Origin of the sequence: Marinomonas sp. SBI8L (genome assembly GCF_001624705.1) — a bacterium.
GTDB lineage: Bacteria > Pseudomonadota > Gammaproteobacteria > Pseudomonadales > Marinomonadaceae > Marinomonas.
Genome location: NZ_JSEO01000002.1, coordinates 186,053 through 201,337, shown reverse-complemented (window position 1 = coordinate 201,337; position 15,285 = coordinate 186,053). Strand labels below are relative to the sequence as shown.

The 15,285-nt window shown below is 38.5% G+C and carries 15 protein-coding genes; 5 read left to right on the top strand and 10 right to left on the bottom strand.

What is annotated here, in order from left to right:
* Positions 1-17: 17 nt before the first annotated feature.
* Genes OA91_RS03040 through OA91_RS03020 form a run of 5 tightly spaced genes read right to left on the bottom strand, consistent with a single transcriptional unit; the run spans position 18 to position 4,317 of the window.
* A complete protein-coding gene (locus OA91_RS03040; RefSeq protein WP_063337101.1) occupies positions 18-869 on the bottom strand; it encodes an ATP-grasp domain-containing protein in 852 nt (283 codons plus the stop codon).
* A complete protein-coding gene (locus OA91_RS03035) occupies positions 866-1,318 on the bottom strand; it encodes a plastocyanin/azurin family copper-binding protein (protein ID WP_157203780.1) in 453 nt (150 codons plus the stop codon). Before OA91_RS03035 ends, OA91_RS03040 begins: the two co-directional genes overlap by 4 nt.
* A gap of 32 nt (positions 1,319-1,350) precedes the next feature.
* Positions 1,351-2,136 carry an ABC transporter ATP-binding protein gene (locus OA91_RS03030; RefSeq protein ID WP_063337099.1) on the bottom strand — a complete coding sequence of 262 codons (786 nt, stop codon included), beginning with the start codon at positions 2,134-2,136 and terminating at the stop codon, positions 1,351-1,353.
* Positions 2,133-3,176, bottom strand: coding sequence for a FecCD family ABC transporter permease (locus tag OA91_RS03025; protein ID WP_063337098.1), 1,044 nt, complete (start codon positions 3,174-3,176; stop codon positions 2,133-2,135). The genes OA91_RS03030 and OA91_RS03025 overlap by 4 nt, the downstream gene beginning before the upstream one ends.
* Positions 3,177-3,195: 19 nt before the next feature.
* Positions 3,196-4,317: an ABC transporter substrate-binding protein gene (locus OA91_RS03020; protein ID WP_082827758.1), complete on the bottom strand. Its 1,122-nt coding sequence runs from the start codon at positions 4,315-4,317 to the stop codon at positions 3,196-3,198.
* Between the two features lie 212 nt (positions 4,318-4,529).
* On the opposite strand from OA91_RS03020, the gene OA91_RS03015 reads away from it, so the two are divergent.
* The gene (locus OA91_RS03015) at positions 4,530-5,393 is read left to right on the top strand and encodes a hypothetical protein (RefSeq protein WP_063337097.1); all 864 of its coding nucleotides are present in this window, start codon (positions 4,530-4,532) and stop codon (positions 5,391-5,393) included.
* 287 nt (positions 5,394-5,680) lie between these two features.
* Positions 5,681-6,160, top strand: coding sequence for an Lrp/AsnC family transcriptional regulator (locus tag OA91_RS03010; protein WP_063337096.1), 480 nt, complete (start codon positions 5,681-5,683; stop codon positions 6,158-6,160).
* A gap of 22 nt (positions 6,161-6,182) precedes the next feature.
* Here OA91_RS03010 and OA91_RS03005 read toward each other — a convergent pair whose 3' ends face one another.
* On the bottom strand, positions 6,183-6,965 hold the full coding sequence (locus OA91_RS03005; protein ID WP_063337095.1) for a substrate-binding periplasmic protein: 783 nt from the start codon (positions 6,963-6,965) through the stop codon (positions 6,183-6,185).
* Between the two features lie 333 nt (positions 6,966-7,298).
* Between OA91_RS03005 and OA91_RS03000 the strand changes: the two genes are divergently transcribed.
* The 3 genes from OA91_RS03000 to OA91_RS02990 all read left to right on the top strand — a co-directional run bounded on the left by OA91_RS03000 (position 7,299) and on the right by OA91_RS02990 (position 10,847).
* On the top strand, positions 7,299-8,144 hold the full coding sequence (locus OA91_RS03000) for an enoyl-CoA hydratase/isomerase family protein (protein ID WP_063337094.1): 846 nt from the start codon (positions 7,299-7,301) through the stop codon (positions 8,142-8,144).
* Between the two features lie 242 nt (positions 8,145-8,386).
* Positions 8,387-8,995 carry an NAD(P)H-dependent oxidoreductase gene (locus tag OA91_RS02995; RefSeq protein ID WP_063337093.1) on the top strand — a complete coding sequence of 203 codons (609 nt, stop codon included), beginning with the start codon at positions 8,387-8,389 and terminating at the stop codon, positions 8,993-8,995.
* A 1-nt stretch (position 8,996) separates the two neighbouring features.
* Positions 8,997-10,847 (top strand): monovalent cation:proton antiporter-2 (CPA2) family protein, encoded by a 1,851-nt coding sequence (locus OA91_RS02990; protein WP_063337092.1) that lies wholly within the window; start codon positions 8,997-8,999, stop codon positions 10,845-10,847.
* Between the two features lie 333 nt (positions 10,848-11,180).
* On the opposite strand, the gene OA91_RS02985 is transcribed toward OA91_RS02990, so the two are convergent.
* The 4 genes from OA91_RS02985 to OA91_RS02970 all read right to left on the bottom strand — a co-directional run bounded on the left by OA91_RS02985 (position 11,181) and on the right by OA91_RS02970 (position 15,219).
* Positions 11,181-12,122: a hypothetical protein gene (locus OA91_RS02985; RefSeq protein WP_063337091.1), complete on the bottom strand. Its 942-nt coding sequence runs from the start codon at positions 12,120-12,122 to the stop codon at positions 11,181-11,183.
* A gap of 178 nt (positions 12,123-12,300) precedes the next feature.
* Positions 12,301-13,194: a LysR family transcriptional regulator gene (locus OA91_RS02980; RefSeq protein ID WP_063337090.1), complete on the bottom strand. Its 894-nt coding sequence runs from the start codon at positions 13,192-13,194 to the stop codon at positions 12,301-12,303.
* A 188-nt stretch (positions 13,195-13,382) separates the two neighbouring features.
* The gene (locus OA91_RS02975; RefSeq protein ID WP_197477724.1) at positions 13,383-14,045 is read right to left on the bottom strand and encodes a substrate-binding periplasmic protein; all 663 of its coding nucleotides are present in this window, start codon (positions 14,043-14,045) and stop codon (positions 13,383-13,385) included.
* A gap of 859 nt (positions 14,046-14,904) precedes the next feature.
* Entirely contained in the window at positions 14,905-15,219 is a 315-nt protein-coding gene (locus OA91_RS02970; RefSeq protein WP_063337088.1) for a hypothetical protein, read from the bottom strand.
* Positions 15,220-15,285: the final 66 nt, after the last annotated feature.

The following is a 15,285-nucleotide window of genomic DNA, read 5'->3' as shown; positions in this document are numbered from 1 at the left end:
CAAAACAAATAGACTCATTAGCCAGCTAAATGGCTAATGAGTCTATCAAACCCTGTTTGGTTAATATCTTCCACCAGCTCGAAAAACAATGCCGGTTCTATCAGCTCTAACTCTGAGAGCATAAAGTTTTCATTCACTATTATGCCGTCTACTCTGGCGTACAAAGGCATCTCATCTAGATAAGATAAACTAGATCGTGCTTGTTCAATTACCTTTTCATCAAGGTCAATTGGCTTAACACTGACTTTGTATTTTGTATTAGCCCGCCAATCATCACTCGCAGGCATGCGACATACAGAATGGGAGTAAATACCATTAATAAAACAAATGGCGAGCTCACCATTCGATTTTATTTCTGGGATAAAGGGTTGAACCAAAATGCCCCCGTCACTTTTAAACACCTCATCTTGGTTCGTTATGGCGTTTGAATAACGAGTCACTAAATTACCACTTTGTCCATAAACAGGTTTGAGCACCATATCGTCCCAATGATGAGACAATTTAATCGACTCTACTTTGTCTAACGATGGCTTTTTAAGAAAGCAGCTCGGCGTTACGTTTACGCCTTTATTCGCAAGTTCTAACAAATAAGTTTTATTCATATTTTGCAAAATAATGTCTGGGGAATTTAAAAGTTTTCCTCCCCCATTTTTGACTTTCATTAACCAGTCTTTAAAGTCTTCAGGTGTTTTGGCGTAATCCCAAGCACAAAGTGGTAATACATACTTAGCCTGACAAAACACACTTAAGTCTTCTTCCTGCCAAGGGATACACCTAACCACTTCCCCTTTGCGCGTTAATGCATCTACTATCAGCTTTAGGCCGAGAAAGATTTGTGGATATTGATTACAGGTTGCAATAACAATCACTTTTTAGTCCACTCAATCTGTTCTATATAAGTCCATAAACGCTTCTTATTCATCAAGTGGCGACGATTAAATGAAGACATTGCATCCATCAACTCATCTTTAGATTCAATTTGAGCTTCGCCGACTTGAATCACCCCCACCATTGCCATACTTAGATGCGGTGGACAGTAGTAAACATAAACGCCCTCTTTTGTAACAGTCACAGTAAACACTTCATCCATTTTACTTTGCCATGGCGAAACACCCTCTGGTACCTGTGAGCTTCGAACAAAATGGCCGCTAGAAGTTGGAATAAACTTAATGGTATCTCTTGGCAATACAGATAAAAAACCGGGTTCAAACACCATGCCCTTATCTTTGCCAAAATCTAACATTTTGATTTCGTAATCTGCTGCATTAGCCAAGTTATAGCTAGCTAACAAGAGTAATGTTATGACTAATTTATACATCATAAAGTCCTTAGAAATACCTTTATAAATGATTAACAGTGAGTGCTTGAAGCGCGTTTAGGCTGGATAACAGGTGTGCCATTACTGTCAAAAAGCCGTTCAATATCGACCTTATAGACTTCAGCAACTTTATCTGGGGTTAACACTTTAGAAGGTGAGCCTTGCGCTCTAATTGTGCCGTTTTTAAGTAGAATTAATTCATCAGCATATTGAGCTGCCAAACTTAAATCGTGGATAACCATTATGGTGATCAGGCCGCGCTTTTTCGTTTCTTGATAGACATGCTCAAGTAATACGCTTTGGTGATACATATCCAGAGCGCTAACAGGTTCATCAAGCATCAAAATATCAGGCGAACCTAATAACACTTGGGCAAACAAGATAAGTTGTCTCTGACCACCACTTAGACTCTGAATATCCCTTTGAGCAAGGTCTAAACAACCAACTTTCTCCATGACTTTAAGAGCAGCTTGTAGCGTACTTTCATTCAGATGCATCGAAAGGCTATCAAGTTTACCCAATAAAACCACATCTAGTGCTGTCAAGTTAGCAGACACATAAGTATCTTGAGGCATATACCCAATGGGTTTACGCCATTCCCCTAATCGGGTTTTATACAATGTTTTATCTTGATATTCGATTTCACCTTTACGAAGGCTAACATCACCAAATATGGCTTTTAGAAGCGTTGATTTACCAGCGCCATTTGGCCCTAAAATGGCGTAAATTTTACCCTTTTCAAATGTGAGTGACAGTTCTCTCGCTGTGTGTGTTTTTCCACGAACTATGGTTAGTTTTTTAAGGTTTAAATTGCTCATTTTTTACTTAACATAATCCAAAAGAAGAAAGGAACACCGATAAAAGACGTCACAATACCGACAGGGAAAAGCGCACCAGGCACCAAGACTTTTGATAACACAGAGGCAGCAGATAAGAATGCAGCACCAATCACCATTGAAAGCGGCAAAAAGAATCGCTGGTCTTCACCAACAAGCATGCGCGCAACATGAGGAGCAACAAGCCCAATAAAGCCAATAACACCAACAAAACTAATCGCAACCGCGGTCATCACGGCGACTAAAAAAAGTACTCTTAACCTAAGCTTTTTTGTATCAACACCCAAACTTGCTGCTCTTTCTTCTCCCATTTTTAACGCGGTTAGTTTCCAAGCGTCTTTAAACAAAAGGCTAATGCAAATAGCCGTTATGACGGAAGTAACAAACAAATTCTCCCAAGTAGCCTTGGTTAGACTGCCAAATAACCAGAACAAGATCTGTTGGCTTACTTCAGGTGCGGATAAATATTGAACAAGCGATAAACCAGATTGGAATAAAAATAATAATGCGATACCCGCAAGTACCAGCATTTCTGACGATAAACGTTTAATCGATGCAAAAATAAATAATATCCCTGCTGCAACCATAGTCATGGCAAAAGCACCGATTGGCACGGCTAAAGTCAGTGGCAAACCAAAACTACCAAAAGCGATAACAATAGAGGCACCTAACCCAGCCGCTGCAGCCAAACCTAAAGTGTAAGGGCTGGCCATTGGGTTATTTAACAAGGTTTGAATCTCTGCACCGCCAACACCTAATGCCGCCCCAACACTCAACGCCATTAACGCCATAGGTAATCGAAAATCAAACACAATAACCTTAGTCATTGCTTCAACATCATCCGCTAACAACAAGGCATTTAAGACCTCTGAGGGAGATAACATAGAGGGGCCAGTTGCAATATCCAAGGTTAAACTTGCAAGGCAGACAAACACAAATATCAGCACAATACGCCAACGTCGTATTTCACTACGACGTTGGTTCTTGATTGCTGATTGGATTACTTCAAACTCTAAAGACATTCAATCAAACTCAAAATAATTAATCTTTAACTGATAACACAAAGGTGCCTTCAGGAATGACAGGAAGATATTTCTTATGGAAATCAAGGTATGTTTGATTCGGGTTTAGATCTGAGAACAAATCTGGGTACATGGCTTTTGCCATATACTGAATCATAGCTTGGTCAGACAAAGTTCGTGATGCCCCCTGATAAAGCGCAAATAGGTTCTTATTTTGAATGGCAGGTAGCTCAGACCAACCCGTGCGCTTTTCAAAGCCTTTAAGGCGTCTTAATGCTTCATCTTTTGGAATATCAACACCCATAACAAGTGCTTCTTTATTCTTATTCAATTCAGTTTCTCGCCCTGAAATAAAGATCACTTCAGGTTGCGAAGTGAGTACTTGTTCTGGGTTCATTGGTCCCCACCACTCTACATAAGGAATGGCAATATTATCACCACCAGCTAGCGTCACTAATGCACCCCACATGTTTTTACCATAGGTGAAGCTATAGTCATTAGGGCCTTTTTTACCAAATTCGATGTAAGCACGTGGACGAGTGCGACCATCTTGTGAAATTCGCTCAGCAATCATGTTGGCATTTGTCTGGTATTCATTTGCCATTTTTTTAGCGCGAGCTTCTTCACCTGCAATTTGTCCTAGCAACAATGTGCTTTTAACATGTCTTTCAATAGTCTGAGCATTGTAATCCACCACCACGATTGGAATGCCTGCTGCTTCTATACGATCAGCATCCGGTCCAAGGGCTTTAAACTGCCAATCAGCTAAAATCACGACTTCAGGCTTAAGCGACAGCAGCTTTTCAATAGAGAATGTACCTGCTTCAACTTCACCTACGTCGGCGATGTTTTGAAGTTGAGGAACAGCCTTTGCGAACATATCCCAGCTCTTTGGCGTCCAGACTGTCCAAACATCTTTAGAGAAGCCAACAACATTATCAAATGCTTTTACGCCACCAATAGCCATGTAATCAGCATAATAAAAGCCTAGAAGTACACGTTTTGCTGGCAAATCTACTGTTACTTTTCTTCCTAAAATATCAGTCAACTCTTGAGGTTTGGCTGATGCAGTATTAGCAAAAGAAAAGAGCGCCACTAAGGCAAGAATAAATAAAGTAAAATGCCGTTTTATTTGGGACATTTAAGGTACTCCATAGGAAGTTAAAGTTTTGGGTTAGTTAGAGCGTTAATAATAATCATTCCCAACAGCAGATTATTTTGAATGCCACTCAGTTTACGAACAATGATACTGATTCTTATTTTCAATCAGCAGAAAAACATAAGTTGTTGATATATAATGCTGTCAAAATGCTGATACAAAAATAATAGCTGGGCTTCGGAGACTGTCATTCAATGCTATCTAAAGATAAATTACTAAATGAATATGAAGTTAAAATTGCAAAGATGCAGTTGAATGACATTCCAAAATTACACGAACTATCCCTTTCAGTACGTTGGCCACATAGAGATGCAGACTGGGCAGAGCTTCTAAAGTTAGGCGAAGGTTTTGTTATTCATGACTTGATAGGAAGGCTCGTCTCTTCAATGATGTGGTTTTCCTATGATGAAAATTTTGCCAGTGTCGGCATGGGAATCTCCTCCCCTAGATTACAAGCCCTTGGCGCTGGCCGCTGGCTTGCCGAACATGTTCAAAACCAAATTGGTAATCGTAATGTTTTATTAGTAGCCACAAGAGACTCTCTTCCCCTTTGTTTAAGTTTGGATTTTAAGGTTATTCAAAATGTTTACCACCATAACGGCTATGTTAAGCATTTACCGAGTACTTCGCGTTGTTCAGAAGAAATACAGGTTTTAGATCATGATGAGATTAAACAGCTTGATAATGCAGCAATGGGGTTCTCACGTGATGGAATCATCTCGCAACTTTTAGCAAACTCACAAGGTAGATTAATTCGACATAATGGTGAAATAACTGGGTTTGCTCTTTGTCGAAAGTTTGGCCGCGGCTATGTCATTGGGCCTATTATCGCGAAAAGCCAAGAACAGGCGATTGAACTCGTAAGCCCTCTTTTAAATAACCTTAAAGATGAGTTCGTAAGAATAGATACCTATTTAGACTCAGGCGTTTTTAAAGACTTTATAAAAAGTACAGGCCTAAATTTACATGAAACAGCCACAAAAATGGTTCGTGGTAACCTACCTATTCCTAAGAGTGACATCCATACCATCGGCTTAGCGAGTCAAGCACTGGGTTAACTTGGCTTCAAAATAGCTAACATATTTATGCAAAATATTATGCTGCCTTAAACAATGAAACAATCTATTTAAGCTTTAGGAACTAGCAAAGGTTTTCATTCATAATTCTAATAAAGGACAAAAACCACTTATTTCTGCACTTCTTGTTCTAGATAAGGCATTAAAACAACTTATCAAATGATAACTATTTGCATTTAAAAAATCAGCAGAATATACTGCTGCCTAAATTTAATCTACATCATCATTACTAGAATACATCGATATATTTACTTACAGGCTTTAAGGTCATGCTCAAACTTGATAGAACAGATTTAAAAATCCTACAAGAGTTACAAGTAAATGGTCGCATAACCAATACAGAGCTAGCCGAGCGTGTCTCTCTGTCACCTAGCCCTTGCCTACAGCGTGTAAAAAAACTTGATAAATACGGTTATATCAAAAGTTATTCAGCTGAAATTGCCTTAGAAAAACTAGGCGACTACGTCACTGTTTTTGCTGAGGTAACCCTTAAAAGCCACCACCCGCATGATACTTTAAGATTTCAAAATGAAGTTGCAAAATTAAGCCAAGTTATAGAGTGCCATCTAATCTCAGCCGGCTATGATTACCTGATTAAATTTGTGACAAAAAATATTGCAGACTATCAAGAGCTCATGGAAAGTCTCATTGATAAAGACATAGGTATCAAAAAATACTTTAGCTTTGTGGTGATGAAGTCGTGTGTTGAAAAGAGCCACATCCCTCTACAAAACTTAAATACGATTTAAAGATTCAGTTAAAGCCAATAGGCTACTTATCATCAAGTCCATATTTTTGCTGTAGCGCTAGATATTCTGGCGTTGATTTAAACGCTTTCATTGCCTCTGAAAAGGTTTTAGCTAATTGGTTATGGCCTTTGGCCTTGGCAAACACTATGTAATGCTCCCTCCCTTCAGTTAAATAGGGTTTTAAAAATATTACCTGATTCGCAACACCAATACGCTTGGCATGATAGCCAATATCACCAACATGACCAATTGCCATTTGCATACGGCCTGCCAACAACATTTTTAATAGGTTTTCTTCATTTTCAGCAATATTAATCTTGTTTAATGAAGTCATCTGATCAAACTCTTCTTGATAAGAGAACCCCAGCACAGTGCCAATCGAATAAGGCCTTAAAGAACTTAATTCGCCAGAAAAGTGAATATTATTTAAATACTTTTTCTCAATGAAAAATCCAACAGTCGCTTTAGAAATGACATTTCCATCATAGAAGTAGCCAAACGCCTCTCGCTCACTTGTCTTGCCCATGTATGTTATGGCGTCTGCATCCCCTTTTTTAAGCATTTCGATAGCTCGTTTCCAAGGTAAGCTTTCAAACTTAAGTTTAAGGGGTATTGTGCTCGCAACCTTTTGCACTAACTCGATATGAAACCCAGTCAATTCGCCATTTACATACATTTCATGTGGTGGCCAAGAACCATCAGGTCTCACGACTAAGAGCTCTTGAAGAGCCTCCTCAGCAAAGCTACTTTGCACTAAGAGTAAAGATAGAGTTAAACAGAGTCTTTGAAGGTATCGAACCGTCATTAGTTTTCCAGTTTTATTGGACATTTAAATGTAAGCAATACAATCAGCTTAGATTTCTTTAGCTCATTTATAAAGTTTAATAGGCTAAGCAGAGCTATCTTAGCCTGTTTACATTCATAGCTGCTGATAACAGCTACGCTAGTTATGAAAGAGAGCATCTCAGTCTATTACATTCATCATAAACAACAATTATTAAAAAAATATTAAATCTGTTTAATATTTATGCTCAATAATAAATTTCCCATTAATAATTTAGTATGTGGAACACACTGTTGATAAGCAAACTATCAATTTGTGTTTCTTATATTGAATGCTATTACTGGAGAAATGATTATGAAATATGAAGGTTTTCAAACTTTCACAACTGAGCAAAATGAAGGTATTTTGACAGTGACATTTAACTTCGGCTCAGTGAATGTACAAGGTCAAGAAATGCTTGCCGACCTTAACAGTCTTGCTATGCGACTAGAGCGAGATCGCAATACGAAAGTGGTCGTGTTTCAATCTGCTAACCCTGAAATTTGGGTATGTCATTATGATACTGAACTACTGAAAGACATGTCTGAAGAAGCAGTATCAAGAGAAGACGCTCAGTTACTCGACCTACAATCTATCTGTGAGCGCATCAGTAAAGTGCCTCAAGCAACCATAGCTAAACTAGAAGGTTTTGCTCGTGGTGGTGGCCATGAACTTGCCTTAGCGCTAGACATGAGATTTGCAGCACGAGATAAATACAAACTAATGCAAATGGAAGTCGGCATGGGGATTCTACCTTGTGGTGGAGGCGCATCTCGTATGGCTAGACAAGTTGGTTTAGGTAGAGCTCTTGAAATTATTCTAAGTGCCCGTGATTTTGATGCAGATGAAGCTGAAGCTTACGGCACAATCAACAAAGCCTTTGACGCAGATGAAATCGGCCCATACGTTGAAAATCTAGCAAAGCGTATCTCTCAATTTCCAGCAGAATCCATCAATGCCTGCAAACAAGCCGTGTATGAGTCTATTGATAAGCCTATTAATGAAGCACTTAAAGCTGAAGCTTATTGGCTATATCAAGCAACAAGTAAAACAGCGGCAATTAAACGCTTCACCATCGCGGATGAGCAAGGCCTAGAACACGATATTGAAAACCAACGTAACTGGAATGAACTCGTTATGAAAGTTCAAGAAATTAACTAGTTAACGCTCTGGATCGAGTGCTCGCATACATCTTAAACCTAGTGAAAAAGATGTAAGAAGCTCAATCTTTATAAATTAAATTCTTAAGTTTCTATGAGGCATAGAGAGCGATTTTTCTATGCCTCTTTTTTCTATTCTAAAAAGTGCTCTAGGAAGAAAAGCAAAAAATTTTATGGATACTGGCTCAGTTTAATGGACAAGAGACTTAATAAGATGCGTAACAGAATTAGGTGAATGACCCTATGAAAAAGGTATTAGTAAACTTTGCTCATCCAGCAAAGTCTCGTTCAAAAGTAAATAAAGCGTTACTAAAAGCCGTTACAGGGCTTGAAGGTGTCACAGTTAATGATTTATATGCCAACTACCCTGACTTTATGATTGATATAGAGCGTGAGAAACAGCTATGTGAAGCGCACGATATTATTATTTTCCAGCACCCTTTTTATTGGTACTCCTCCCCAGCCATTGTAAAAGAATGGATGGATTTAGTTCTAGAGCACGGCTGGGCTTATGGCTCTAATGGCAAAGCCCTTACAGGTAAAGTAATTCTTCAAGCACTATCAACAGGTGGTGATGGCTCCTCATATCAAGCAGATGGCTACAACCAATTTACCTTAAAAGAACTCACGTTTCCTCTACAGGCCACTGCTAAATTATGCGGCCTTATTTGGCTTCCTCCTTTTGCTGTTACTGGTGTACACAGAGGCCTTGGTACAGAGAAAACAAACGAGTACGCCTTAGATTATAAGCAAACAATTACAGCACTTAGAGACACTCTAATTAACTTAGAAGAAGCCAAACAATTAGAACGGCTAAATACAAACCTCAATCAGCTAATTCAGGAGCATTAAGATGGAAGCCTTTCTACTGCAATTTTTCATCTTTTTAACCGCTGCCGCGATATCCGTACCTATTGCAAAAAAACTGGGGCTTGGCTCGGTATTAGGCTATTTAATTGCTGGCATAATCATAGGGCCATTTGGTGCTTCTCTAATTCATGACATTGAAGAGATCATGCACTTTACCGAGTTTGGTGTGGTCATGATGCTATTTCTTGTGGGTTTAGAGTTAAAACCCTCATTATTATGGCAGTTAAAAACACCTATTTTAGGCTTTGGCGGAACGCAAGTTATCGTTACAAGTGCCATTATCACTGCAGTAAGCTTGCTCTTTTTACCTTGGCAACAAGCCTTGGCAATTGGTTTGATATTATCTCTATCCTCCACAGCCATCGTATTACAGACACTACAAGAAAAAGGCAAGATGAAAACAGAAGCAGGCCAGTCTGTATTTGCTGTTTTACTCTTTCAAGATTTAGCTGTTATCCCTATGTTAGCCATTATTCCCTTACTTGCTACATTAGCTGTTTTAGGGGGAGATCATCATTCATCGGTCCTTGTCGATATCAGTGTTTTACCTAATTACATGCAAGTCATTGTGACTCTAGCAGCAATCATGCTCGTCCTTGTTTTAGGTAAATATGCCTGCCGCCCTGTATTCCGTGCTATTGCCAAAACAGGGGTGAGAGAGATTTTCGTTGCTGCCGCCCTATCGCTTGTTATTGGTACCTCACTATTGATGATGACAGTTGGGCTTTCTCCAGCGTTAGGCGCTTTTTTAGCGGGAGTCGTGCTCGCAGATAGTGAATTTCGACATGAACTTGAAAGTGACATCGAACCATTTAAAGGATTATTACTTGGTATATTTTTTATATCGATCGGAGCAAGTTTAAACTTCACACTGATCAGCAATAATATTGCATTAATTCTTGGCTTAACCTTGGCTTTAATTACCATTAAATGGCTAGTATTAATTACTATAGGCTTAGTTTTCCGTATTAGCCCCAAAGAAAGACCACTGTTTGCTATCGCGCTAGCACAAGGTGGTGAATTTGCCTTTGTTCTCTTTCAACTCACTAAAAGCAGCGGCGTACTTCCAATAGATATTATTGAACCTCTTATATCTGCTGTTGCTATTTCTATGTTCTTAGCGCCAATCTTGTTTGTTTTACACGACAAAATGAACAAAGACGACTTAGATACACAAAATGATATTGAAGAAGATGTCATCGATAAAAGCGATCACAAAGTAATTCTTGCTGGCTTTGGACGGTTAGGCACAGATATTGGCCGCTTTCTATTATCAGCAGGTATAAAACCCACTATTTTAGATTACGATGCTAACAATGTAGAAGTGCTAAGAAAGTTAGGGTTTGAAGTCTATTACGGTGATGCGACAAGGTTAGATTTATTAGAATCTGCCGGTGCTGCAAATGCAGAGATTTTAATCATTAGTTTTAGCGATATTGTGCTAGTTAAACATCTCGTTGAACTGACAAAGAAACACTACCCTCACCTTAAAATCGTACTTAATGCTAAAGACAGAGAGTCCACCTTTGAGTTCATGGATTTAGGGGTAACTGATATTTATTCTGCAACCTTTGGAACAGCTTTAAATATGGGTGAGTCTGCGATAAAACAATTGGGCATGGATCCTTATGAAGTTCATAGGCTAAAGCAAATATTTCGTAAAAAAGATGCCGAAATACTTCCTGAGCTCTACAAAAAGCGCTGTGAGGAAGATAGCTATATTTCGCTTTATAAAAAGCACCACGCTCAGTTAGAAGAAGTGATGAAACTGGATAACAATGAAAACCTAGCGGCGCTTGATAAAGCATGGACAGCTAAAAATCCAGAGCTTTAATCTAGTTAAATTAATAGCGATTCAGTGATGTGATTATCTAAACATAATCACATCATTTCCAACTATTCCCCCGATTGAAACGTCGAACGACTCTTCAGAATCTAACCCTCTTTAAGATCCATTTAACATCTGGGGAAACTAGTTTCTAACCCATGCCCTATTTAAGTTTTTAATAAGCTTAAATCTAGCCTTCTACATCGAGTTAACACAATATTGTACGGATAAATGAGTGCGTTTTGATCTGATTGCTTTAAAGAGAGTATCTTTAAAAACAATAAAGCAGCTTTATGTTTATAAAGCTGCTTTTAAAATTAACACTTTGAACTGAGCTAACTAGAACGGAGCATAGCTATCTTTTTTCTCAGTAGGTGTTGTCCAACGTTTAGCCGCATCAATTGTATTAGTTTGCTTAGAAGCTTGTGGCACTTGCATCGAATTACCATACAACCAAAGCACCATATTAGAACGCTCACCACTTGTAATAGGCTGAGCGGCATGAGCCACATTGCCTCGGTGAATCATTGCTGTACCAGGCTCAAACGATAAACGATTCAATTTACCTGTACTTGGATCATAAAAATCCACCTCAGAACCTGTAAAGGCTTCGCCTTCTAAGTTCATATTAATATTCATTGTCACAGCTGACGCATCGGTATGTAAACGAAGTGAAGTATCCATTCCTGCTTGCCACTTTATTGAAAAACCAAAGGTTTGGCTGTCATACCCCATCACTTCTGGGAAAAGCATACGGGCTACAGGCCTCATATACTTATCAAGTAGCTGATTATAAAAGGCTTGGAACTCAGGTGCAGCTAAATAACCATCTGATCGTGGGTCAAGCATAGCGCCATAGCGATTAAGAGAAATACCATAAGGGGGTCTTAAAGGAATATTTGCATTAGCAACTTCTTCTAGGAACTCTCTTAAAATAGCAACTTGCTCTTTATCAAAGAACTGAGCTTGAAATACGCCTGGTGCCACCTCGTTCCATAAGTCACTAACATTGGATTCAGTAGTAGGATCAACCCAAGCCTGATTGACAGCATCACGTAAGTTTTTATCAATCACTGAGTCATCAAGCGCGATTAATTGCGCTTTGCTTGATTCTTCCCACTCTTTCCACGCATCGACTAATAAATCTCGGTTTTTATCCCAAAAGCGCTCAACCGATGGCGAACGGCTCAGCATTTCTTGACGCGATGGTAGTGCTAATTCACGTGCTTCAACTAGCCGGCTAGATGTCTCATTTAAATTTAAAGTAGTTGTCTTGGTCATCTCATTCTCTCCAAATAAAAAGTGAACTAACTTTGTTAGATCTTATGGGAGAATAATTTATTATATCTAGTGTTATTGATAAATGACATGAATGATAAGACAGTATTCACTTTTTATTGATAATAAAGCTCTAATTTATATTATCAAACGAATGATTAATGGCTGAGCACATAAAACGTTAACTTTCCCAATATGGAACTTCACCATAATAATCGACAAAAAAATCAATAAAGGCCCTTACTTTAGGAGCCAATAGCCTAGAGCTGGGATAGACTGCCCAAATTGCTGTATCTGTGGCTAGCGGATAGTCCTTTAAAACTTGAACTAACTTGCCCTCTTCCAATGCTTTATAAGCACACCATTTAGAGGATATTGTAATGCCGGCTCCATCAATACAAGTATCCCTTGTAGATTCACCATTATCTATTCTCATAGTGCCTTTTGGTTTGATCCGCACATGCCCTTCTGGTGTTTGAAATTCCCAGTAATCAATCCCAATTAAATTAATACAATTATGTTCTAACAGCGCTTCTGGGGTTTTAGGCTCTCCAAATTCTTCAATGTATTCAGGTGATGCACATATAATGCGTCTATCGGATGCGAGCTTTCTGGCCACAAGACTAGAGTCATTTAAAGATGCATTTCTAATCGCAACATCAAAACCACCTTCCACCATGTCGACAATGCTATCACTTTGCCTAAGATCAACTTTAAGCTGAGGGTGCAAAGATAAAAAGGCTTTTAAAGCAGGCACGACATGCATACGGCCAAAAGACGATGCAACAGTGGCACGAATGGTACCTTGAGGCGTAAAACTGCCTGCCCCAACAGACGCTTTTGCATTGTTAACTGCATTCAACACATCTTCAGCATGAGGTAAAAACTCACGCCCTTCTTCAGTCAAAGAGACTTTACGTGTTGTACGGTGAATTAACTTGACCCCCAAGGATTCCTCTAGCTTATTAATATGCATGCTTGCCACAGGAGGAGATAATCCAAGCTCGCTACCAGCTAAACTAATGTTGTTTGTCGCAGCGACACGGATAAAGAGCTTAAGGTGTTCATTGTTCATTTTGAGAGCCAATTATTAATATTAATTAAAGAATTGTTTGTATTTATAGCGCTTTATGAAATAAATTTGAATTAAAATATTTCGCCCAACCTGACACTAATGAAACCAGAAAGCCCAAGAAAGAAAAAGCCTCGCATAAGATCGAGGCCTTGAAATAGAAATAGCTGAATCCTACTGAAATGGTTTACTTAAAAGTGTTCTGGACCAAGCAGCAAGGCCTTCTTTTCAGCCTCTATAATAAGCTCGTTTAACCTACCAGAATCATGTAACTCTTTAATTTTATTGGACACTTTTTGACGCATTTCTAATCTGTTTTCATTTATATAATTAAAAAGTTCAAATCGCTTAAACACACCGCACCTTTTAATAAATGGGCGATATTCATCTTTTAGTAAAATTCTTCTTCCGTTGATTTCAGTGTCTATGACAACATCAGCTCGTTTAAATTTTAAAAATTCAAATAACTGTATGGCTGAATCTAACTTATGAACTGTTTTCAACTTTGCTGTGGCGGCATCCGAATGAGCAACACCGCGAATGCTTGCCACGGTTAAGCCTTCTAGATCTTTCGAGCTTGTTATTCTCAACTCAGAATCAATTAAGCAATAGGCAGCCGTTTCTAGATAATAATAACTTGGCTCAATTCTAGTAAGACTTGGCTTATCATTGCCATAGGGAGTAATTCTCGCTATTTCCCCATCAACCCTTCTGTTTAAATTTGACTTTTTTGCTCTAGCCGGAGGCAGCGGCACAACTACTAACTGTAACCCCAATGAATCATATATATTCTCAATGAGATATTGAGCAACATACTGCTCTACCAGCTTTTCATTTGAGCCAAAGACAATCACTTTTGACTCAGACGAAGAGGCACCTAACGAAAATAAAGAGATAAAGGAAAGGACAGCAAGTTTACTAACACAGGATAAAATACGATTGTTAAGCGCTTTCATTAATAGTTAAGTCTCTTGATACAATAAGCCATTGAAAATGAAAAAGTTAAAATGAACTTCATTCAGTATAATCAATGTATATCAATCGTAAATATTCCGTAAGGATATTTGGTAACAGAGCGCCTAGCGCGTTTTAACAATAAAACATGGTATCGCTTATAAAATGAGTTAATTGTGAAATGAGCAAACTAGCTTCAGCCATAAGCTGAGCGACAAATACTTAAAACAACCACCTCAAAAGCTTATCAGGCAAAAAGCGTCATAGATCGCATCCATTCCAGAAACGATAAGCCCCACACGAATGAAGGGCTTAGAAATGAGAAAGGCCCGCAATCTGCGAGCCCTTTAAAGTTGGTTGCTGTAAACACAAACATAACAGCGTGAAGAAAATGCAACGCCTAACACCTAGGGTTTCAAGCCTAGCGCGCGTATTTCTTCAATTTAATTTTTTTCTATTCACAAAACGGCAATTAATACTCTATCCAAATGATTATTAATAAATTTTCATGCCTAGCACTAAAAGCCACGGGCGGGATACGGGCGGAAAATAGAGTGTCTTTATCACATAATATTAGTAATAGCTGTACCTAAAATATGTCTATTTATAAGAAATTTAATTTTTTCAGGTCGAAAAAAAACAGCCTATTGGCTGCTTTCGAATCATATGCATTAATGCCAGCATCAGCAGTTTTCTTTAAATTGATATACTGAAACAGAAGCAACTTAAAACAACTCCGGTGTAAATAGCCACTTAGCATTACTTCGTATAGACAGCAATAAGATTGGCCCAATGTCCACCAGGAGCACAGCCTGAATAAACCGCTGTTATAGTTGTATTCGTTGCCTTTGCAGCCAATATTGTTGATATTAATACTTGCGAAGCACTATGAGACCCAATCCATCCATTATAAGAAGAGCACTCATTAATTGCATTAGAAGATCCATTTCTTAGCTTTATTGCAAATTTTCCAGAATTATCTGCATATACTTCACTAACGACACCATCGTCTGCAGAGTCAGCGTAAGATGATATTGAAACAAAAAACATCAAAAAAATAATAAAAACTCGCATTTTTCCCTCTTATTTTTAGAGCCTAAATTTGAAATTCATAGCCTCATTCATACAATATATTTATCA